Annotated in this window: 17 protein-coding genes and 1 riboswitch; of the genes, 15 read left to right on the plus strand and 2 right to left on the minus strand. The window is 36.8% G+C overall.

All coding sequences use genetic code 11. The annotated features are described in order from the left end of the window. The first annotated feature begins 150 nt into the window (after nucleotides 1-150). Nucleotides 151-840 (plus strand): hypothetical protein, encoded by a 690-nt coding sequence (locus tag HC728_RS07575; RefSeq protein ID WP_236733970.1) that lies wholly within the window; start codon nucleotides 151-153, stop codon nucleotides 838-840. Between the two features lie 73 nt (nucleotides 841-913). On the opposite strand, the gene HC728_RS07580 is transcribed toward HC728_RS07575, so the two are convergent. Then, nucleotides 914-1,447 (minus strand): single-stranded DNA-binding protein, encoded by a 534-nt coding sequence (locus HC728_RS07580; RefSeq protein WP_017020164.1) that lies wholly within the window; start codon nucleotides 1,445-1,447, stop codon nucleotides 914-916. 313 nt (nucleotides 1,448-1,760) lie between these two features. Between HC728_RS07580 and HC728_RS07585 the strand changes: the two genes are divergently transcribed. The 13 genes from HC728_RS07585 to HC728_RS07645 all read left to right on the plus strand — a co-directional run bounded on the left by HC728_RS07585 (nucleotide 1,761) and on the right by HC728_RS07645 (nucleotide 19,457). Continuing rightward, nucleotides 1,761-3,173 carry an undecaprenyl-phosphate glucose phosphotransferase gene (locus tag HC728_RS07585; RefSeq protein ID WP_190395260.1) on the plus strand — a complete coding sequence of 471 codons (1,413 nt, stop codon included), beginning with the start codon at nucleotides 1,761-1,763 and terminating at the stop codon, nucleotides 3,171-3,173. Beyond that, nucleotides 3,157-4,476 carry an outer membrane beta-barrel protein gene (locus HC728_RS07590; RefSeq protein WP_017020166.1) on the plus strand — a complete coding sequence of 440 codons (1,320 nt, stop codon included), beginning with the start codon at nucleotides 3,157-3,159 and terminating at the stop codon, nucleotides 4,474-4,476. Before HC728_RS07585 ends, HC728_RS07590 begins: the two co-directional genes overlap by 17 nt. After that, nucleotides 4,477-5,064, plus strand: a complete 588-nt coding sequence (locus tag HC728_RS07595) for a polysaccharide biosynthesis/export family protein (RefSeq protein ID WP_190395261.1) — start codon at nucleotides 4,477-4,479, stop codon at nucleotides 5,062-5,064. Nucleotides 5,065-5,067: 3 nt separating this feature from the next. Beyond that, nucleotides 5,068-7,248: a polysaccharide biosynthesis tyrosine autokinase gene (locus HC728_RS07600; RefSeq protein ID WP_017020168.1), complete on the plus strand. Its 2,181-nt coding sequence runs from the start codon at nucleotides 5,068-5,070 to the stop codon at nucleotides 7,246-7,248. 4 nt (nucleotides 7,249-7,252) lie between these two features. Further along, nucleotides 7,253-8,458, plus strand: coding sequence for a lipopolysaccharide biosynthesis protein (locus tag HC728_RS07605; protein WP_017020169.1), 1,206 nt, complete (start codon nucleotides 7,253-7,255; stop codon nucleotides 8,456-8,458). A 2-nt stretch (nucleotides 8,459-8,460) separates the two neighbouring features. Then, nucleotides 8,461-9,840, plus strand: coding sequence for a hypothetical protein (locus HC728_RS07610; RefSeq protein WP_017020170.1), 1,380 nt, complete (start codon nucleotides 8,461-8,463; stop codon nucleotides 9,838-9,840). Then, entirely contained in the window at nucleotides 9,833-10,831 is a 999-nt protein-coding gene (locus HC728_RS07615) for a glycosyltransferase family 2 protein (RefSeq protein WP_017020171.1), read from the plus strand. Before HC728_RS07610 ends, HC728_RS07615 begins: the two co-directional genes overlap by 8 nt. Beyond that, nucleotides 10,828-12,033 carry a glycosyltransferase family 4 protein gene (locus HC728_RS07620; protein WP_065641742.1) on the plus strand — a complete coding sequence of 402 codons (1,206 nt, stop codon included), beginning with the start codon at nucleotides 10,828-10,830 and terminating at the stop codon, nucleotides 12,031-12,033. Before HC728_RS07615 ends, HC728_RS07620 begins: the two co-directional genes overlap by 4 nt. A 4-nt stretch (nucleotides 12,034-12,037) precedes the next feature. Next, the gene (locus HC728_RS07625; protein ID WP_065623171.1) at nucleotides 12,038-13,171 is read left to right on the plus strand and encodes a glycosyltransferase family 4 protein; all 1,134 of its coding nucleotides are present in this window, start codon (nucleotides 12,038-12,040) and stop codon (nucleotides 13,169-13,171) included. Then, nucleotides 13,158-13,562 carry a hypothetical protein gene (locus tag HC728_RS07630; protein ID WP_017020174.1) on the plus strand — a complete coding sequence of 135 codons (405 nt, stop codon included), beginning with the start codon at nucleotides 13,158-13,160 and terminating at the stop codon, nucleotides 13,560-13,562. The genes HC728_RS07625 and HC728_RS07630 overlap by 14 nt, the downstream gene beginning before the upstream one ends. A 180-nt stretch (nucleotides 13,563-13,742) precedes the next feature. Further along, entirely contained in the window at nucleotides 13,743-14,612 is an 870-nt protein-coding gene (gene galU / locus HC728_RS07635; RefSeq protein ID WP_005417439.1) for a UTP--glucose-1-phosphate uridylyltransferase GalU, read from the plus strand. A gap of 162 nt (nucleotides 14,613-14,774) precedes the next feature. Next, the gene (uvrA, locus tag HC728_RS07640) at nucleotides 14,775-17,600 is read left to right on the plus strand and encodes an excinuclease ABC subunit UvrA (protein WP_005417431.1); all 2,826 of its coding nucleotides are present in this window, start codon (nucleotides 14,775-14,777) and stop codon (nucleotides 17,598-17,600) included. Nucleotides 17,601-17,696: 96 nt separating this feature from the next. After that, nucleotides 17,697-19,457 carry a PglL family O-oligosaccharyltransferase gene (locus tag HC728_RS07645; protein ID WP_190395262.1) on the plus strand — a complete coding sequence of 587 codons (1,761 nt, stop codon included), beginning with the start codon at nucleotides 17,697-17,699 and terminating at the stop codon, nucleotides 19,455-19,457. A 51-nt stretch (nucleotides 19,458-19,508) separates the two neighbouring features. Here the strand turns inward: HC728_RS07645 and HC728_RS07650 are convergent, their stop codons facing one another. Further along, complete coding sequence (locus HC728_RS07650; RefSeq protein ID WP_065641740.1) at nucleotides 19,509-20,621, minus strand: alanine--glyoxylate aminotransferase family protein; 1,113 nt, start codon at nucleotides 20,619-20,621, stop codon at nucleotides 19,509-19,511. A gap of 211 nt (nucleotides 20,622-20,832) precedes the next feature. Beyond that, nucleotides 20,833-21,007: riboswitch (Lysine riboswitch) on the plus strand. 64 nt (nucleotides 21,008-21,071) lie between these two features. Here HC728_RS07650 and lysC point away from each other — a divergent pair. Then, nucleotides 21,072-22,424 (plus strand): lysine-sensitive aspartokinase 3, encoded by a 1,353-nt coding sequence (gene lysC, locus HC728_RS07655; protein ID WP_190395263.1) that lies wholly within the window; start codon nucleotides 21,072-21,074, stop codon nucleotides 22,422-22,424. The last annotated feature ends 13 nt before the right edge of the window (nucleotides 22,425-22,437 follow it).

Below are 22,437 nucleotides of genomic sequence, written 5' to 3' on the forward strand. Positions count from 1 at the left end.
ATAAATTTAGAACATTCTCTAAATACGTATTAGATATAATACAAATATTTTACGAATAACTCTATACAATGCGCCACGTTACTAACACGAAACTTAATATAATCCTGAGTAAACCAACTTAACCCATTAACCTACATTTAAGGTCTTAACGTGAATATTGAACTTAACTCAAAAAAGCTATTTATGTTTTTTATTTCAATTATCGTATTCCTTGTTATAGCAAATGGTTTTGCCATCATTTCTGAACATTTTTTATCATATTCTCACATGGAAACTATTATTCGTCTCTTTAACGTAGATAGAGAAATGAACATTCCAACCCTGTATTCATCTTGCGCAATGATTTTTGCAAGCCTTTTATTGGGACTTATCGCCTATGTACATTTGCAGAAAAATGAAAAATATTTAGCTTGGGCGGGTCTAAGTGGTATTTTCTTATTTCTAGCTTTAGATGAAATGACAGAATTACACGAGATGTTAGTTGACCCTGTTCGTAGTTCATTAAATACAACAGGAATCCTCTATTTTGCGTGGGTTATTCCCTATGCCGTATTACTAGTGATTTTTGCTTTAATTTATTTCAAGTTTTTATTTAGACTTCCATCTACCACTCGTAACCGCTTAATTCTTGCTGGTGTGATTTATGTTTCTGGCGCTCTAGTTATGGAACTTATTGGAGGGAAAATTGCAGAGCAACACGGTACTGATGCTTTAGTATATGCAATCAGTTACAGCATTGAAGAGACCCTTGAAATGCTTGGTATCGCGGTATTAATTTACACAGCTACTACTTACATTTCAGAACAATTCCCTAAATTATCCATTCAAATAAAAGATTAAAAATAGCTGATATAAAAAAGCCTCGATAATATCAAGGCTTTTTTATTTAAATAAGTTAATACATATTCAGTTCTTAGAACGGAATATCATCATCAAAATCCATTGGCGGCTCATTATACTGAGGTTGAGCAGCTTGTGGAGCTTGTTGTTGAGGTGCTTGTTGTTGCTGAGGCGCAAAGTTATTTTGCTGTGCAGGTTGTTGAGGTTGTCCCCAATTACCTTGCTGTTGTTGACCACCAGCTGGAGCACCTTGTCCGCGGCCACCAAGCATTTGCATTACACCATTAAAGCCTTGAACAACAACTTCTGTTGTAAAACGGTCTTGGCCATTTTGGTCTTGCCATTTACGAGTCTGTAATTGACCTTCAACGTAAACTTGAGAGCCTTTACGTAAGTACTCACCAGCAACTTCAGCTAATTTACCAAACAGAGCAACACGGTGCCATTCTGTTTTTTCACGCTGTTCACCAGTTGCTTTATCACGCCAAGATTCAGACGTTGCAATTGTAATATTCGCTACTGCACCGCCACTTGGCATGTAACGAATTTCAGGATCTTGCCCTAAGTTACCAACAAGGATAACTTTATTAACACCACGGCTGGCCATAGTCTACTCCAGATCATTAAGGGGAAAAACTGTTTTCACCCGGTTATATATACAGTAGTCATCAGTCTAACACGTTCGTTGTGAAATCTGATACCCCTAAACAAAGAAAGCATACTATAGTAGTAAAAATTAGAGAGTAATTTCTCACTATTTCGTGTTCATTTTATTAGAAAATTCATTAAGTTCCTAAAAGATGAGATTGCGATCCCAACAATCAAACTATATGATGTCATTTTTTTGACGAAACGCTAACTTTGTAAGTTTATTTATCATTTATAATGATGAATAATCCCCAATAATGCCTAGGAGCGATATGAAACAACAAAATATAAAAATGATAAGTGATAGTTATCGTACTTTAACAAAGGCATTTGATTTTATCGCAATCAACTTACTACTTACCTTTATCCTATCTATTTATGGGCTTGAAGAAACTGCTATCGATCTATCTGCAGGACTTTTATTCTCTACTATTTTTCTTCTAATTAGTGAGTATTCTGGCCTATACACAATAAATACAAAAGTTGAATTAAAGAAATATCTTTTAAGACTCATTTTCTCTTTACTCCTCACTGTATCAGTATTTTCTATATTAAAACTTCGTCTTGCAAGTTTAGAAGGTATGCAGATCAGCAATCTAAATTCTCATATCTATCTACTTTGGTATGTTTTTATATGGGCTGTTTTATCTATTTCTAGAACACTTTGCACCTTAAGCTATACCTATATTGTAATACCAAGATTAAAAACAAATAAAATAGCAATTATTGGTTTAACACCTGCTGGCCTTTCAATTGAACAAGCTTTGATTTCAAAATATAAGCATCAAAAAATCAGTATTGAATTTTACGATGACCGCTCTGATAGCCGTTTTAGTTATGTAAATAAAAGTGGTTATGCCGGAAAAGTCTCTGAACTGATTGAAAAAGCAAAAAATGACGAAATACAAAGTGTGTATATCGCACTTCCAATGGTGGCCAAAGATCGCATAAAAGACATTATTCATCAATTATCGAATTCAACGGTTAATGCTTATATTGTTCCAGATCTCTACACTTATAAGCTAAGCGTTTCACAAATAAAACGTATTGGTAATGTGCATACGTTTAGTATTTTTAGCTCTCCTTTTGAAGGGCTTGGCGCAATCATTAAACGTATTGAAGATATCGTTATTGGCTCACTAATTACTCTATTAATTTTACCTGTATTATGCGCTGTTGCATTGGGGGTGAAATTAAGCTCTCCAGGTCCTATCCTATTTAAACAGGACAGATACGGTCTAGGTGGGAAGAAAATCAAAGTATGGAAATTCCGTTCTATGAAAGTAATGGAGAATTCTGAAGTGGTCACTCAAGCAACCAAAAACGATCCTCGAGTCACTCGATTTGGTAGCTTTATTCGAAGAACATCATTAGATGAACTTCCACAATTTATTAATGTATTACAAGGTAGTATGTCTATTGTTGGCCCTCGACCTCATGCTGTTGCACATAATGAGGAATATCGAGTGTTAGTCGACAATTACATGGTAAGGCATAAAATTAAACCGGGGATCACTGGGCTTGCACAAATCAACGGTTATCGTGGAGAAACAGATACACTCGATAAAATGGAAAAGCGTGTAGAGTATGATATTAAATATCTACAAAACTGGTCTCTATCAATGGATCTTAAGATTATTTTCTTAACTGTTTTCAAAGGATTTGTGAGTGATACGGCCTACTAAACCGTCCACAATTTTCAGTAAATTACTTGTACTGCTTACTTTTCCATTAGTAAGCAGCTCTTGTTATGCTTATCTAACGCCAAAACCACATGTTGGTCCTGCAGGTATTGAATATCAAAGTAATGTAGCTTTAGATTATGGTTATGATGACAACGTAAATTATCAGTCAAACCATACGCCACATGTACAATCTGATTTCTTTAATGTTAAGCCTTTTGTACAATTAAAAGGGGTTCATAATGCAGATATCTATACCTTGCAATACACAGGCGATTATAGACAGTATCAAGAAAATAATACGTCCGATGATTACTATGACCATCACATTGCATTTATTGGCTCATGGAAAAAAGGATTGAACAACGATTTACTTTTCACCATAGAAAATACGACTGGTCATGAAAACCGAGGCGAAGGGTTAACGGATGGTTTATCTGCTGAACAGTTTCAAAAATATGGTATTACTGATGTTTTAGAAACAAACATGTTTCATACAGAATTACGCTATAGTATTGATAAGCAAGATAGTATTGGAAAATTAAGCTTTGCAGTTCAGTACAAAGACTTTACTTATGATGACAGAACTTCCAATTCTGCATCAGGAAGTATTTATAACTTTAACCAATACATTGAAGATCAAGAATGGGATCAAACAACGTTCACTATTGAACTATTTGATCAAGCATCCAGTCGAACTCGCTTTCGTTATTCTATCATTAGTAACTTAAGGCACTACAAAATTAATAGTCTTAAAGACACTAATGAAACGTTTTTTATTGCTGGCATTAAAACGATCAGAACAGGAAAGACAACTATAGATGCCAATATTGCTTGGCTTTATAAAGATTTCCCCAACAACCCTGACTCAGAGAGTTTTGGGGGATTAAACTGGGATATAGATATCAAATGGAGCCCAGTTAGACACTCAAGCTTTCACTTCTACACAGATCAATCAGTAGAAGATCCAACAGAAGTTGGCGGCTATGTCCTAAATACTGAATATGGAACCAATTGGGAACATTTCTGGTGGTCGAGTAGACTTTCTACAACATTAGGTTATCGCTATAAAACCAGCGCTGATAAAGATAAAAGTTCAGATAAGGTTGAAACAAAAACAGAAGCGATAGCTAAAGTCACATATAAATTTAGACCGTCAATTCAATTTGAACTGAGCTACCAACAACTTGTGAATGAATCTAATAAGGAATTCGATGATTTCACCATTAATTCAGTCGAAACGGTTACTCAAACGTTAGGCTATGATAAATCACTTATTATGTTTACAACTAAGGTGCAAATTTAGATGAAATCCTTATTTATTTCTTTTTGCCTATTTCTATATTTTGTTTCTAATGCATTTGCATCTGAAGCTCAAGACACGCCTTCAAATACACAAGAAAAAGCAAAAACTGAACAATCTCAACCTAAAGAAGATCTTGGTTATATTTTAGGTGCTGGAGATACGATTCAAATCTCAGTTTTCAAAGAACCTGAGATGACAACGCGCTTAAAAATACACCGTGGTGGTTATGTTAATTTCCCTTATCTTGGTGAAATTAAATTATCTGGTAGAACCCCGACGCAAATTGAAGAAGATATCGAAGCAAGATTAGCTGATGGCTATATTCTACAACCAATGGTAACCGTCAGCATTGAAGCATTTCGTAAATTCTTTATCAGTGGTGAAGTGGCAAATCCAAATGGGTACGAATTTCAGCCTGGTTTAACTGTTGAGCAAGCTATTGCTATGGCTGGTGGCTTCACAGATAGATCAGATCGAGATTCTATAAACGTACGCTCAGCAGCAACAAATGAGTTAATCGAAGATGTGGCTCCAACCTATCCTGTAGGTCCGGGCGATGTAGTTATCATTGAACAGAGTTTTTTCTAAATTATGGCACTATCAATTATTGAAAATGGCAAAAAGCTAGAAAGTACGATCGATTTTTCAAATTTTTTGAAAGAGTTTAAAAAATATCGCTTACGCGTTCTATTCGTTGTCGTAACAATTACACTGACAGCTTTCCCATTGATCTATGGGATGGCTCCTCAATATACTGCAACAGCAACGGTTGTCTTAAAGGCCAAAACGGACAATTCAACTCCAATTGACCAAGTGGAAGATTTTGATGCCACGCAAGCTGAATACTACCCAACTCAAGCGGAATTACTTCAATCAAAAACCGTGATTGAAGCAGCCGCTAAAAAATTAGATCTTATTAATCATCCGATCTTTGAAGCAGAGGATAAAGATGAAAACATTCCTCAATCAGAGGAAGAACAGCTTTATTCAATAGTAAAATCAATAAAGAAAAAGCTCTCTGTCTCTCCAGTACGTTTTAGCCAATTAGTTCATGTTTCTTATGAATCTAAAGATTCTGAAATGTCAGCACTCGTAGCTAATGCTGTCGTTGAAAGTTATATCGAGCAACAAGAACAAAGAAAAATAGAAAAAACCCAGCAAGCTCAACAGTGGAATAGCACTCGAATGGCTGAGCTAAAAGAAAAAATAACACAACAAAAAGCCAATATTGATAAATTTTTATCTGATAACGGATTACTTACCTATCAAGGTGTTGACGGTTTTGAAACGGAACAGCTGGCGTTAATTAACGATCGCCTTGCTACGGCCAAAGAAAAAAGAATCACGGCAAAAGCCAACTACAATACAATTAGCGAAGCTCTAGGGCACCCGCTAGAAGACGTAGCAACCTTACCAAGTATATCTAACCATGCTCAACTACAAGATCTTCGAATTGCGTTAATTCAAGCAAAACGTACCTTATTTGATCTTCAAAAAATGTATGGTCCTAAAAATCGTCAAATTTTAGAAGCTAATGCTCAAATTAAAGCTATTCAGCAACAAACAACATCTCTACTTAAAGAACTAAAAACAGGGTTATATAAAGAATACCAAGCTTCAATTGAAAGAGAAAATAAATACCGAGCTTTACTTGCTGAGCAGAAAAAAGATTTCACTGCACTAGCAGCCAAAAAAGATATTTACAATACAATGAAACTTGATCTCGATAAGACTCAAGAACTGTATGAGAAAATATTTTTACGCAGTAAAGAACAAGAATTAACCGTTTTATACCGTGAGCCAGTTGCTCGTCTGCTTGATCCTGCAACTCCACCGACTAAACCAAGCAAACCAAATAAAGCACTCTTTTTAATTATGGTTTGTGCCATGACGATTATTTTGAGTCTACTATTTATCATCATAAAATCAGCATTAAACAAATCAATCAATAACTTAACCCAAATTAATACTCGCTTAGGCTTACAAGGTATAGGGGAGCTAATCAGCCTAAATTATATTGATGAGTTGGCTTTATTTACTAAAAACTTCTTTAAAAATAGTTATTCAGCAGAAACTGTTCATGCTATTCGTACAACCATTCTTTTAGATGATAAGCCTTGGCCTATCATTGGTTTGGCATCAACTGAATCGACTGAAAGTAATGAACTAAATAGCTACCTACTTGCATATTCATTCTCACAAGACCGCTCAACCTTACTTATTGATTTAGATTATAGAAAGGAAATTTCGTTAACTGAAGCAATCCTAATGCAGATGGAAAACGAAATTGATGCTAAAAAAACAGAGAATAGTGATGATTTTGAAACGCTCCCAACATCCACAGTAATGGGTGTAGCAGAGGCATTAGAACAAAGACACCCAATCAACGATTGTCTAATAAAAATTGAAAATAACTTAACATTTTTACCTCGTGGCACATTAACAGAAACACCATTAATCACCTTAGCTTCAGAAGAGCTAGGTAGCCAACTAAAAGAGTTAAGCCAACAATTTGAACAAGTTATCGTTAATTTACCAGCAATGACAGAAAGCAAAGATGCTCAACTAATCGCTCGTCATCTATCCGGTGTCATTTACACTGTGCAAGCAGGTGAACTAAGTGCTAATCATATCCTTGCTAACATTGAAAAAGTTAGACAAGTTCAAACACCAATTATGGGGGTAATGCTTACTGATGTTCAAAACGACGAATTAGAAACAGAAGAAGCCAAGCAACAATTAATCCACCAAAATGATGACATTTTAGGTTAATAATATGAGCTTGCTAAAAAGTATTACTACGATAGCAGGAGCATCAGTGATTTCTCAGATCATTGGTGCAGTTTCAATTTGGTTGATATCTCATAAATACAATATGTCACAGGTCGGCATTTACGCGCTTGTGTACAGTATTGTTTTAATTGGGGCTCAAATTTGTACTTTTGCATCACAGTTATTGTTACCAAAGCAAAATGACCATACTTTATCGCAAAATATCGTATTCTCATTACTTCAGAGCATGCTTATTGCTCTTCCTTACAGCTACATCATGACGCTATTTTTTGAGCAAAATGGATACATACTCTATGTTCTAACGCTTTGCCATGCTTGGATTCTTGTATCTGAAAATTTATTGCTACGTGTAGAAAACATCCGTTTGTTAGCCTTCCAACGAATCTCTGTTTCATTGTTGGTTATCGGCGCTATATTCCTTACTCCGGATATTGAGTCATTCTATTTTTGTTGGGCTGCCGGATTATTATTCCTTATCTTCGCATGGCTGACCTACTCGGTCTCATTTACTCAAATTTCAATATCTCACTTTTCGCTTTCAAATAATTTAGCATTTATTAAAGAAAACCGAAGTCATTTATCAGGAATAGGGAGTGCTGAAGTACTTGCTATGGCTAACAATAATCTACCTACACTATTAATTAATTTTTGGTTTTCGCCATTAACCGCTGGCTATTTTGCTGTTGTTAATCGCTTTTGTTTGGCTCCAGTGACGATTATTGGTAATGCGGTCAGAAACTCTATTTTTTCTAAGTGGTCCATTGATTTTCGAAATAACACCTTCAATTTTCAAGAGTTTAAAAAAGTTCGCTTAATGTTATTGGTATTAGGTTTAATCGCGACCGCTGGTGTATTAATTTTTTATCCTTTAATCATGCAATTAGGTTTTAATGATGAATGGCTAAGCTCGGTACCAACCTCTCGCTATATGCTTCCTTATTTATTACCGGCACTGGCCGTGTGTCCTCTAACAGTAATTGAATTGGTATTTGGTTCACCAAAATATTTCCTTCGCATTCAAATTGAGCAATTACTAGTAATCGTGCTCGCTTTTGTTGTATTTCCTTACTTCCACAAAGATTACGCTTATTCTGTTTTATTATTTGCGGTCTTATCCTTTATTCGTTACGCCTTTATTTATTTAAAAGTAAACAAAAGAGCACACCTTTTAGCTAAGGAAGATGCTTAATAATGAAAATGAACACGGGCTTATATCTTCAAATCTACGCCATATTTACTCTTATTTTTTGCGGCTCGACACAATATTTTACAGGTGTTTCTGCTGTTTTATGGCTGCCGTTTTTGCTCGCTTTCGCCATGACGGGGTTATTATTACTACAAGTTCGTTATTCTCCCCTAAATTTAGACCATAAAGAAATGATCATACTAGTTCTCTTTCTTGGTTTCTTTGGCATAGCTTTAGTTAGTACTTACTTACAAAATGGAGCGACCATTACAATTGTTGGTTTAAAGAATGAGCTTGCTCTTTCATTAGTACTATTTTGTTTATTACTTCGCTTTTGTCGTGAATCGCAAATTTATAGAGTAACAAAAACGCTTTACTGGATATTTTACGCTCAATTCCCCGTAATCTTATTTCAGATATTTGTCATATTACCTAAGCGAGTTGCAGCTCACGGGGAATTTGAGAAATGGGATTCAGTAGTAGGTACCTTTGGTGGAGACCCTATGGGAGGCGGTAATACTGCTGCAATGGGGTTATTTTGCCTACTGATTATGTTGTTAAAACTTTCTGAATACAAACACGGCCTCTGCTCAATAAAATCAACCATCTTACATATAGGCGCTGCATTCATCCTTTGCATCTTAGGCGAAGTTAAATTTGTTATTTTATTATCCCCCATTTTGCTGGCCTACGTATGGTTAGCTCCTAGTTATATCAAAGGAATGAAAAGTTACGACATCAAAATTATCTTAGCTATTGTAGGCGGTATGCTACTACTAATGGGGGTCGCAATTTTATTATTATCGTTATCTTACTCTTCAGCTTTTGGCAGCGATCCAAGTAAGGGTGCATTAGATATTTTTATCGACTCTCTAGAGTATATTTTTGACCCTAACTACATTATGCCAACAGGCGAACTAGGACGGATGACAACCATTTTTTTCTGGTTAAATAATAATGATTTTTATGGTCTTCCAAATGTTTTATTTGGTTACGGATTAAGTACAACGAATCATGGTAGTACAGTATCTCCTGGTTTTCTCAATATCCTTTTTAATGTCATTCTTGATACTACAGCCCTAAGTGTTCTTTTATGGGAATTAGGTATCATCGGTACTATATTTTTCATTTCAATGACACTTTATATCCTCCGAGTTTGTAGGCCTACACCTCTATTTAATAGAGATGATGTAGCACCAGAAGATATTAGACTAATGAGCTATCCTCCAGCGCTTAACGCTTTTGCTATTGCTTGCTTGTTAAGTCTTCCATACAGCCAAATATTGATGCTTGTTCCCATGCTTCAATTTCTTTTTTACTTATCATTAGGTTCAAACCTAGTGATCCGAAAATCACTGATCACGGCGGCAGAAAACCATGACTAAACTTCCATTTATCTCAGTCATTATCAAGACTTATAATGAAGAAGCAGGCATAGAGAAAACTATCTCCAGTATAAAAAAAAATATGGGGGTATTCCCTCATAAAATTATTGTTGCGGATAGTTTGTCTACCGACAAAACTCAAGAGATAGCAACGAAAATGAACACAACCGTTGTTTCTCTAATCGATGCAAATGATCGCTGCTGCGGTGTTGGACATCAACTTGGCTACCTTTATAGCGAAGGTGATTTCCTGCTACTTCTTGATGGTGATATGGAACTGGAATCAGGGTTTATTGAACAAGGTGTATCCTTCTTACTTGAGAACACTCAATATGCAGGAGTTGCGGGTTCTGTGGAAATGGATGACGTTGATAGTTATGAGTTTAAATCTCGTAAACAGCGCCTTCATCAAATTTATCCTATCGGTGATTGCTCACACTTAGGTGGTGGTGGCCTTTATCGAAAATCGGCCATTGATGAAATTGGCTATTTAACCAATCGCAACCTTCATGCTTATGAAGAGTCAGAGCTTGGAATGCGTTTAACTCACGCTGGATATAAATTACATCGACTTGATGTTCCTTATTTTTTCCATACATCATATACCATGTCATCATTAGCATTAATGAAGCACCGCTGGAAAGGCGGCTACCTTTTTGCTCCTGGAGAATTAGTGAAAGGTGCTTTTGGAACGCCGTTATTTTCACACGCTCTAAAAACCATTAAGAATGAAGCTATCTTTGCTGTTTATTTAGTCATTCTATTCGCCTCACTATTTTCGTTTAATCCTATGTTAATTGGAGTAATTTCTTTGCCTTTATTCGCCTTCATTGGATTAAAAACAATCAAAAACAGATCTATCAGAGATGCCCTTCAAAGCGTATTAAATCTTTCAGTCTTTGCGGCAGGATTAATTAGAGGATTATTTATCTCTTTAAAAGACCCAAAAACACCACCACCACATACCATTATTAACGAGGGTAAAAAATGAAAATTCTATTAGTTAATAAATTCTTTTTTATGAAAGGTGGCGCAGAAACGGTTTACTTCCAAGAAAGAGATATGCTCCTTTCTGAAGGAGTAAAGATTGTTGAGTTCTCGATGCAACATGAGAAAAATATTGAATCCGAATACTCTGAATTTTTTGTTCAGAATGTCGATTATTATCAAGAACAGACCATAAAAGATAAACTCACAACGGCTATTAATTTTATTCATAACCGACAAGCATGTGAAAAGTTGCAGGATCTATTAGAGCAAGAAAAGCCCGACTTGGTGCATTTTCATAATATCTATCATCAGCTCACACCATCAATTATTAAAGTGGCTAAGCAGTTTGGCTGTAAAACAGTACTTACCGCCCACGATACAAAAATAGCTTGCCCAAGCTACACAATGTACCGCAATTGTCATACATGTGAAGCTTGTGTTCATGGCTCAGTTTGGAATGCGACTAAGTATCGCTGCCAAGAAGGGTCTCTAAGTAAAAGCTTTTTATTATCTGTAGAAGCGATATATCAAAAAATCAGCAAAAATTATCAATATCTAGATGCTATCGTTTCTCCAAGTCGCTTTTTAGGACGATTCATTCAACAAAAACTGCCACATAACCGCATTGAAGTCATCGTTAATGGTATTGATGAAAACGTTTCTTTAGAGGGAATAAAAGATAGTGGTTACTACCTTTATCTTGGGCGTTTAAGTCAAGAAAAAGGAGTTCCTACGCTAGCAGAAGCCCATCAATTGATGACAGAGAAAGCAAGCTTAAAAATCGTTGGGGATGGTCCTGAATTTAATCAATTAAAAGATAATTACCCCACAGCAGAGCTACTTGGTTTTAAAAGTGGTGAAGAGCTTTTAACGCTAATTAAAGAAGCTAAAGCCGTGATTGTCCCATCAGAGTGTTATGAAAACTGCTCGATGTCAGTGATAGAAGCCATGTCTTATGGGAAACCGGTTATAGGTTCAAAAATTGGTGGGATACCAGAACAAATTAGAGATGAGATTGACGGCTATTTATTTGAAGCCGGTAATGCTCAAGCGCTTGCTGATAAACTGGATCTACTGGTGAAAGAACCTGTAAAAACCATTGATATGGGAAAAAATGCAAGAGAGCGTTTTTTAAGTAAGTACACGCTAACTAAACATAAAAACGATTTACTAAATCTATATCAAGAATTATTGAAAGGATAATAACATGACAGAAAAAATCACCGTCATTGGCACTAGAGGCATCCCTAATGTATTAGGTGGCGTAGAAACTCATTGCCAACACCTTTATCCTGAAATTCATCGTCAATTTAATAATGATATCTGCGTAATTGCACGATCACCTTATGTAGACTATAAAATATCCTCATATCAAGGGGTTCAAACTAAAGCCGTTTGGGCTCCTAAGAAAAAATCCCTTGAAGCGATAATTCATTCAACACTCGCATCGTTAACCACACTATTTGACGGTTCTAAAGTTGTACACGTACACGCAATAGGACCAGGACTCGTTGTTCCCTTATTGCGCTTATTAGGAAAAAAAGTTGTTTTCACCCACCATGGTCCTGATTATGACCGTCAAAAATGGGGAGGGTTTGCCAAACGCATTCTTCAATTAGGTGAAAAGTTAGCGGCTACTTACGCAAATGAAGTTATTGTTATTTCAGAAGTAATCAATAACATCATCAAAGAAAAATACAATCGCTACGATGCTCACCTTATTTATAATGGTGTGAAACTACCTACACAATTGCCGCAAGAAAAAATAGACTCTACTCTATCTAAATTTTCACTCACAGCAGGAAGTTACTTTGTTGCAGTAGGCCGGTTTGTTGAAGAGAAAGGGTTTCATGACCTCATTAATGCTTACCAACAAGCTAACCTTAATATTCCATTGGTTATTATGGGCGATACCGATCACCCTACGCCTTATAGTGAAAAACTCAAACAACAAGCAAGAGATGTTGATGGCGTCATTCTTACTGGTTTTTTAAAAGGTGACGAACTGCAAGCCATTTTCTCTCAAGCAAAAACATTTGTAATGCCGTCATATCATGAAGGCTTGCCTATCGCTCTACTTGAGGCTATGTCTTATTCTTTACCTGCAATTGTCAGTAATATTCCGGCTAACTTAGAGGTGAAACTAACTCCAGATACATATTTTTCTGTTGGTAATACCGAAGAGTTAACAGTACAACTCGCTCAGCATGCTAAAAATGAATATAGCAACATCAATTATGCATCCTATCTTGAATACTACGACTGGGAAAAAATAGCGACTCAAACTATGGCGGTATATCAAAACGCGTTAACTAAGAAGGCATCAAGTGAACAATCATAAACAACAAAAGTTACTTGAGCATTTCTACTCATCTTTAGATGAGAATGTCATTGATGAGCTCACTGAAGAACAAAAAGAATCCATTGAACACGCGATCATTGCGACGGGGTTAGGTTCAAATAATCGCGTTGATATTAGAAAAAGTATTTCTGTTTTTAATAAGCGCTACTTTTTTGTTTTCCTTCTCGGACGAGATTATCGACAGCAGTTACGTAAAGAATCCCCTTTTGCATTATTAATGCTTACCTTTCTTATATCTATCGGCATTTTTTGTATATTAGGGCTAGCTGTTTTTGCTTTGTATCTGATCAAATCGGCCTTAGGAATTGATATTTTCCATAACTTTTCTTTTGGTGTTTGGGATTGGTTTAAAGAGTTAATGCAGCATTAGTTTTACATGTGGTTTTCATGCTTATTAAAGAGAAAATCACATTAATAATGATACGGAGCTCTATTTTTGATGAAAGCACTTCATTTCATGCACCTAAGTCGATAAACTGCGTCGATAATAATGAGGCTCAAAATGAAGCCTCCCCTAAATTTTTAAATATTGTCTTTCTAGGACTGAATTATGATCAAAAAATGTTTATTTCCTGCCGCAGGCTACGGCACACGCTTTTTACCAGCGACAAAATCAATGCCAAAAGAAATGATGCCTGTTGTAAACAAGCCTCTTATTGAATACGGTGTTGAAGAAGCAATCAATGCTGGTATGGACGGTATGTGTATTGTTACTGGTCGTGGTAAACATTCTTTAATGGATCACTTTGATAAAAACTACGAATTAGAGCACCAAATCAGTGGTACAAACAAAGAAGAACTTCTTGAAGATGTTCGCGAACTGATTGATTCAGCTCACTTCACTTATATTCGCCAACGTGAAATGAAAGGCTTAGGTCATGCAATTTTAACTGGTCGTGAACTTGTAGGTGATGAACCTTTCGCAGTTGTACTTGCTGATGACCTATGTGTGAACGAAGAACAAGGCGTATTGGCTCAAATGGTTGCTTTATACAAGCAATTCCGTTGTTCTATCGTTGCTGTAGAAGAAGTTCCAGACAACGAAACACACAAATACGGTGTGATTTCTGGTGAAATGATCAAAGATGATTTATACCGTGTTGATAACATGGTAGAAAAACCAGAGCCAGGAACAGCACCAAGCAACTTAGCTATTATTGGTCGTTACATCCTAACTCCTGATATTTTTGAGTTAATCGAGCAGACAGAACCAGGTAAAGGCGGTGAAATTCAAATCACCGATGCTCTACTAAAACAAGCACAATCAGGCTGTGTTTTAGCATATAAATTTAAAGGAAAGCGTTTTGACTGTGGCAGCGTTGAAGGTTATATCGAAGCAACAAACCACTGTTATGAAAACATTTATCTAAAAGATAAAAAATCATCAGAATTAGCAAAAAAAGTAACGGGTAAAAAATAACCCTAATACTTAAATAATAACGCCCTATGTTTAGACATGGGGCGTTTTTTTATCTTTCTAATCCCACCTCCACACTGTTTTTTTATCCAGTAAAATGCTTTTCTGTTTTCTTACTCTGTGCAATACTTAACCCTTAGTTATTTTTATTGCAGTGAGACTCCCATGGATAAAATTGAAGTTAGAGGGGCCAGAACCCATAACCTAAAAGACATCAGCTTAACTATCCCAAGAGATAAGTTGATTGTAATTACAGGACTTTCAGGTTCAGGTAAGTCTTCTTTAGCCTTTGATACCTTATATGCTGAAGGCCAACGACGTTATGTTGAATCTTTATCAGCGTACGCTCGTCAATTTTTATCTCTAATGGAAAAACCAGATGTAGACCACATTGAAGGTCTCTCTCCTGCCATTTCAATAGAACAAAAGTCTACCTCTCATAACCCTAGATCAACGGTTGGTACTATTACCGAAATCTACGATTATTTACGCCTTCTTTATGCCCGTATTGGTGAGCCTCGTTGCCCCGAGCACCATGTTGAGTTAACCGCACAGACTATCAGCCAAATGGTAGATAAAGCATTAGAATTACCTGAAGGCACAAAGCTGATGCTATTGGCACCTATTGTTAAAGAACGCAAAGGTGAACATGTTAAAACCCTTGAAAACTTAGCTGCGCAAGGGTTTATTCGGGCTCGTATTGATGGTGAAGTTTGCGATCTTTCTGATCCACCGACATTAGAATTACATAAAAAACATACTATTGAAGTTGTGGTTGATCGCTTTAAGGTCAGAGATGATCTTCAACAACGCCTCGCAGAATCATTTGAAACCGCTTTAGAATTAACAGGCGGTATTGCAGTTGTCGATTATATGGATGACAGCGAACACGATCCTTTAATCTTCTCTGCGAACTTTGCCTGCCCACATTGTGGTTATAGCATGCAAGAGCTTGAGCCTCGTCTGTTCTCTTTTAATAACCCAGCAGGTGCTTGTGGTACCTGTGATGGCTTAGGCGTACAACAATACTTTGATGCCGACAGAGTCGTTTTAGACGATAAGCTAAGTATCGCAGAAGGTGCTATTAAAGGTTGGGATCAAAAAAATTATTACTATTTCCAAATGCTAGGGTCATTAGCTAAACATTATGGTTTTGATTTATTCGCACCATTTAAATCCATCTCAAAGAAATTCCAAAACATTATTCTTAATGGCTCAGGCAGTGAAGAAATTGAATTTCAATACAGTAATGATCGCGGCGATCTACGAGTCAAACGCCATCCATTCGAAGGAATACTAAACACCCTAGATCGTCGCTATAAAGAAACGGAATCAAGTGCCGTTCGAGATGATCTATCCAAATATATTTCAACTCAATCTTGTTCAAGTTGTCACGGTACACGCTTACGTTTAGAGGCGAGAAATGTGTTTGTGGGTGATACCACATTACCTGAAATCTGCGAAATGAGTATTCAAGACTCAATGGCTTTCTTTAGTTCGTTAACGTTACAAGGACAAAAAGCACAAATTGCCGATAAAGTAATGAAAGAGATTAACGAACGCCTTCACTTTTTGGTTAATGTTGGCCTTAATTACCTCAATTTATCACGCAGTGCCGATACCTTATCCGGTGGTGAAGCCCAACGTATTCGTTTAGCCAGTCAAATCGGAGCCGGCCTAGTCGGTGTAATGTATGTCCTTGATGAACCATCTATTGGCCTGCATCAACGAGATAATGAACGCCTATTAAAAACGCTAAATCACCTCCGAGACTTAGGGAATACAGTTATCGTAGTTGAGCATGATGAAGATGCTATTCGCAGTGCCGATCATATTATTGATATTGGCCCTGGTGCAGGTGTTCATGGTGGCCATATTGTTGCCGAAGGTGATTATGAAGCTATTATTTCAAATCCAGACTCATTAACTGGCCAATATTTAAATGGTACAAAAGAAATTGCGGTACCAAATGAACGTGTTAAGGCCGATCCTAAAAAACAAGTTGAACTTATTGGAGCAACAGGAAACAACTTAAAGAACGTGACGTTAAAACTGCCAGTGGGATTATTTACTTGTATCACAGGGGTTTCAGGTTCAGGTAAATCAACCTTAATCAACGATACTTTCTTTAAAATTGCTCATACTCAATTGAACGGAGCCACCACATCAGAACCAGCTCCGTATAAAAAAATTAAAGGTATCGAACATTTTGATAAAGTTATCGATATTGATCAAAGCCCAATAGGTCGAACACCTCGTTCAAACCCAGCAACTTATACTGGTATTTTCACACCGATACGTGAGCTTTTCTCTGGAACACCAGAATCACGATCTCGCGGTTATAAACCTGGCCGATTTAGCTTTAACGTTCGAGGTGGACGTTGTGAAGCGTGCCAAGGTGATGGTGTTATCAAAGTAGAAATGCACTTCCTACCAGATGTTTATGTTCCATGTGATGTGTGTGCGGGTAAGCGATATAACCGTGAGACATTAGAAGTAAAATACAAAGGAAAGAGTATCGATGAAGTCCTTCAAATGACCATTGAAGATGCTCATACCTTCTTTGAGCCAGTTCCTGTTATTGCTCGTAAACTACAAACCTTAATGGACGTTGGCCTCTCTTATATTCGTTTAGGTCAGGCTGCAACGACTCTTTCTGGTGGTGAGGCTCAACGTGTAAAACTAGCAAGAGAGCTCTCAAAACGAGATACAGGTAAAACACTGTATATCCTTGATGAACCAACAACAGGTCTTCACTTTCATGATATACAACAATTATTAACGGTTCTTCATCGTCTACGTGAGCGAGGCAATACAATCGTCGTAATTGAGCATAACTTAGATGTAGTGAAAACAGCTGACTGGATTGTTGATTTAGGTCCAGAAGGCGGACAAGGCGGTGGTGAGATCATTGCAGAAGGCACACCTGAAGATGTTGCACAAGTTGAAGGCTCTCATACGGCACGCTTCTTAAAACCGATGCTAAAATAACGTAACTCAGCAGAAAGTCCGCACTTTCACCTATGGATAAGATAGAATAAGGCCAACATTTTTGTTGGCTTTATTATATAAGGAAATAGTTGGAAAATGGCTACGCTCTTAACTCAAGGCACCCTATTAGAAGCAAAAAAAATCAAAAAGCCTCTAACCAAATCTTTTTTACTCAGCCTTACCATTCTTTTCTTTGTTTGTGCCCACTTTTTTCAGCCAAACCCTGGCGGTTCTGGCCTTCACCTTGCATTTAATGCCGCTTCTTGGATCCCTGCAAGTATCGCCATTGCCATTGCTCTTTTTCATATTGCAAAGCAAGGCATACTTAAGTTTTCGACATTAACCATCGTACTATTCATCTCGGTATGTTTATTATCAATTCCATTACTTTATCAAGAGGCGTCCCCACATCTTGCTACCGGAAAATTTTTAGGCCTATGGGCTGGATTGCTCTTTTTTATTACTCTACAACAGTTTTCATTTTCAAATAAACAGAAGCAATGGCTGTTATGGTGCATCATTGGTTCAGTTCTTATTGAAACTCTATTTGGCTATATTCAATATCTGTTTTTAGAAGCTGGGAATTCATTTGGTTATAACGTAATAGCAAATCGCCCTTATGGCATTTTCCAACAACCCAATGTTATGGCGAGCTTTCTTGTAACCGGTTTAGCCATTGCTTCTTATTTCCTTGCAAGACAACCTATAAAGTATCGAGAAAATATCATTGCATTAACTTTGCTCTACGCAACAATCATATTCACTCTACCTTTAATTGTTGTTTTAGCTTCTCGTACAGGTTGGTTATCAGCTAATTTCAGTTTAGTTCTGCTTGTTCCTTATATGTGGAAATACTGTACTAAACCACGTTTTATTTCTTGGTTGCTAGCGCTAATAGTTGGTTTTAGTGGAAGCTTTGCTCTACTCGATTTATCCAAAAATGATGATATATCAAACGTAACACTTATTAGTAAAAAAGCCGATTTAGAGAGCGCAAGAGAATATATTTTTCCTCAAGCTCTGGATATGTTTTTAGAAAAACCCGTCACAGGTTATGGTTATGGTAATTTCGAAGCTGAATACATTCTTTATACAGCGAAACAGCATCAATTATCTTCTGACTATAGAGCAGGTGAACCGTCAATGGATCACCCTCATAACGAAATTCTATACTGGGGAGTTGAAGGTGGTATTGTCGCTATTTTAGGTTTATTACTTGCCGCAGGTGGTGTTTTAGCCAAGATACGACGCAGCAAGCTGGATACTCAATTTGCTCTACTCGCTTTAATTGCCCCCATTTTTATTCATAGTCAGTTAGAGTATCCTTTTTATCATTCAATGATTCATTGGTTTACCTTTATTATTCTTTTATTTTGGATTGACCAATTAAGCTGTAAATACAAAAAATATCGAATCAGTGATATCAGTAAAATAACCCTACGTGTCAGTTCATTAGTATTACCGATTGTGACAGGTTTTTATATGCTATCAACGCTACATACAAACTGGGTATTAACTCAATTTGAAACCACAAAACCAATGAACCCAGACATTTTAAGTCGAGTAACCAACCCTGTTGTGTGGGAAGATAGATTCAATTGGGACATACTTTCAACACAATTAAAAATCGGTATTATTAATAAAAAACCAGAGCTAATTAAACCCTATATTGAATGGTCACAAGAATTAATAAAAACCAAACCAAGACCTGCTTTTTATCAAAACTTAATCATTGCTTATCAAGCGTTGGGAGATGAAAAAAGAGCGGAAGATATAAGAAGAGAAGCCATATTCCTCTTTCCAAAAAGTAAATTTGAATCCGTACAACTCGATAAGAAATTACGGATGACTAACTAAAAACTATTAGCATAAACAGCCACGGAATTTAGTGGCTGTTTTATTTAATATTTACTTAAAAACATCAGATAATGCTTTTAAGCACAATGCGACATTCTCTTTTTTTGCTGCGTATCCCATAAGACCGATACGCCATGCCTTACCAGCAAGTTCACCTAAACCAGCACCGATCTCTAAATTATATTCCTCTAACAACTGCTCTCTAACTTGAGTATCAGAAATACCTGCCGGTATATATACAGCATTCAATTGTGGTAAACGATATTCTTCATCAACAATAAACTTAATCCCTAACGCTTCAAGGCCTTGTTTTAACTCTTGGTGATAATCAGCATGACGCTGCCACGCCTGCTCAATTCCTTCATGTTTAAGCATTAACAGTGATTCATGCAAAGCATATAAACTATTTACTGGTGCAGTATGGTGATAACTGCGCTTTCCTTCTCCACTCCAATACCCAAGAACCAAACTTTGATCTAAAAACCAACTTTGTACTACCGAGGATCTCGATTTCATTTTAGCAACCGCTTTATCAGAAAAAGTAACAGGAGATAATCCAGGAGTACAAGATAAGCATTTTTGAGAACCAGAATAAACCGCATCTAACTGCCATTCATCAACTAACAAAGGTACGCCACCTAACGAAGTCACCGCATCCACAATGGTTAAACAATTATATTGTCTCGCAATTTGTGCAATCGCTTTTGCGTCACTAAGAACTCCAGTAGATGTCTCCGCATGCACAAAAGCAACAACGCTAATATCAGGGTTTTCTTCCAATGCTTGCGCTACTTTATCTAATGAAACAGGTTCCCCCCATTTATCATCAATAATAATAGGAATACCACCACAGCGTTCTACATTTTGTCGCATTCGTTCACCAAATACACCATTACGACATACTAGTACTTTCTCGCCTTCTTCAACTAAATTCACAAAGCATGTTTCCATCCCTGCACTACCTGGGGCTGAAACCGCAATAGTAAAGTCATTTTTAGTTTGAAATGCGTACTTGAGTAGCTCTTTAAGTTCATCCATCATTTTGATAAATAATGGATCAAGGTGACCGATAGTGGGACGGCTTAATGCTTGTAAAACTTGAGGAGAAATGTCAGAAGGACCAGGTCCCATAAGGGTTCTTTTCGGTGGTATAAAACTTTTCATTATAAACTCCTATCAATATGAGGTGATTAAAGAATAGACATAAGAAAAATTAAACTCAATTAGACTATTTGATTAGAGTGACTTAATTACGAAAAATAGCCCTATAAAGGTACTTTTCACTTAAAACAAAAGAAAAGTAAAAAAAACATTACCAACAATTGACATTTGACTCATAAAAAAGCACATTATTGAAACGTATTTCATTTTTGAAATATAAAGAAGAGGAGCATTACCTAGGTAGCTTAATTTGTGGAGCCCAAACTCCTACACAAATAAGTGAGGGAGAGTAATGCCGAGATGATCCTATTGGGAATAGGGTTGTCGGTCGTTTAGGCTGAATCCTAACGATTGTCACTTAATTTATTAAGTGAAGAGCTTCTAGCAAACCACTCTTATTGCTATCGCTTCTTCACATTTATTTTACACTGGATGTAGTCGGGAGACAGGATAGTGAACCCTATTAATGTTGCCAAATTTGGCGGTACTAGCGTTGCAAATTTCGAAGCAATGACGAAAAGTGCAAGTGTCATTGAACAAAATCCAAATACTCACCTTGTAGTGATTAGCGCCTGCTCTGGTGTGACTAATCTTCTTGTTGAACTTGCTAATGGCGTTCAAGATAATCACAGAAAAAAAGCAATTCTTGAAGAATTAAAAACCATTCATTTTTCTGTATTAGATCAGCTCGCAGATCCACTTATTCCAGAGCGAGCTATCTTAGATATATTGGATGATATTGAAAAAACAGCAGAAACGGCAGCATCTCAATCAAATGATAAATTAACCGATCATCTAGTCTCTTGTGGTGAGCTCATGTCTACTCACTTATTCACTCAATTACTCATTGAGCGAGGAAACCCTGCAATACGTTTTGATATTCGCACTGTTTTGCGCACTGATTCTCGTTTTGGAAAAGGTGAACCACAACTTAATGATATATCTCGTTTAGCTCAAGAAAAACTGACTCCTCTTTGTCAGCAACAGATTGTGGTAACTCAAGGGTTTATTGGTTCTGATAGCGAAGGAAATACAACAACTTTGGGTCGTGGTGGCAGTGACTATAGTGCTGCACTGATTGCTGAGTCTGTAGATACATGCGGATTAGAAATCTGGACAGATGTACCAGGGATTTATACCACGGATCCTCGCATTGCTCCCAAAGCGTCACCGATTCCAGAAATTAGCTTTAGCGAAGCCTCTGAAATGGCAAATTACGGTGCAAAGATCTTACACCCATCAACACTTCTCCCTGCGCTTCGTCATCAAATTCCTGTTTTTGTTGGTTCATCAAAAGAACCTGAAAAAGGAGGGACTTGGATTAAAGAAAAAGTTGATAGTACTCCTTTATTTAGGGCGCTAACCCTTCGTTGTAACCAAACGATGGTAACACTGCATAGCCCAAGTATGTTCCATGCATATGGCTTCTTAGCTGAAGTTTTCAAGATTTTAGCTAAATACCAAATTTCTGTAGATTTAATTACAACTTCAGAAGTAAGCGTTGCTCTTACTTTAGATCAAACAAACACCAATGGTAAAGCTCCAGAGCTTCCACTTGAAGCACAACAAGAATTAGAAGAGTTATGTACTGTTGAAGTTGAACATAATCTTTGTTTAATCGCATTAATAGGTAACAAAATGAGCCATTCAAAAGGCTCAGCAAAACAAGTGTTTGGTACTTTAGAGGAGTTTAATTTACGTATGATTTGTTATGGTGCGAGTCAACATAACTTATGTTTCTTACTTCATGAGTCTGAATCTAAACAAGCCGTTAAAATCTTGCACAAAGAACTTTTTGAACAATAAGTGATACATACAA

It is taken from the genome of Aliivibrio sp. S10_S31, assembly GCF_014694495.1.
GTDB lineage: Bacteria > Pseudomonadota > Gammaproteobacteria > Enterobacterales > Vibrionaceae > Aliivibrio > Aliivibrio fischeri.

Coding starts and splice junctions, on each gene's coding strand:
- HC728_RS07580 (WP_017020164.1), bottom strand. CDS start 1,447: ATGGCCAGCCGTGGTGTTAATAAAGTTATCCTTGTTGGTAACTTAGGG.
- HC728_RS07585 (WP_190395260.1), top strand. CDS start 1,761: ATGAAACAACAAAATATAAAAATGATAAGTGATAGTTATCGTACTTTA.
- HC728_RS07595 (WP_190395261.1), top strand. CDS start 4,477: ATGAAATCCTTATTTATTTCTTTTTGCCTATTTCTATATTTTGTTTCT.
- HC728_RS07600 (WP_017020168.1), top strand. CDS start 5,068: ATGGCACTATCAATTATTGAAAATGGCAAAAAGCTAGAAAGTACGATC.
- HC728_RS07605 (WP_017020169.1), top strand. CDS start 7,253: ATGAGCTTGCTAAAAAGTATTACTACGATAGCAGGAGCATCAGTGATT.
- HC728_RS07610 (WP_017020170.1), top strand. CDS start 8,461: ATGAAAATGAACACGGGCTTATATCTTCAAATCTACGCCATATTTACT.
- HC728_RS07615 (WP_017020171.1), top strand. CDS start 9,833: ATGACTAAACTTCCATTTATCTCAGTCATTATCAAGACTTATAATGAA.
- HC728_RS07620 (WP_065641742.1), top strand. CDS start 10,828: ATGAAAATTCTATTAGTTAATAAATTCTTTTTTATGAAAGGTGGCGCA.
- HC728_RS07625 (WP_065623171.1), top strand. CDS start 12,038: ATGACAGAAAAAATCACCGTCATTGGCACTAGAGGCATCCCTAATGTA.
- galU (WP_005417439.1), top strand. CDS start 13,743: ATGATCAAAAAATGTTTATTTCCTGCCGCAGGCTACGGCACACGCTTT.
- uvrA (WP_005417431.1), top strand. CDS start 14,775: ATGGATAAAATTGAAGTTAGAGGGGCCAGAACCCATAACCTAAAAGAC.
- HC728_RS07645 (WP_190395262.1), top strand. CDS start 17,697: ATGGCTACGCTCTTAACTCAAGGCACCCTATTAGAAGCAAAAAAAATC.
- HC728_RS07650 (WP_065641740.1), bottom strand. CDS start 20,621: ATGAAAAGTTTTATACCACCGAAAAGAACCCTTATGGGACCTGGTCCT.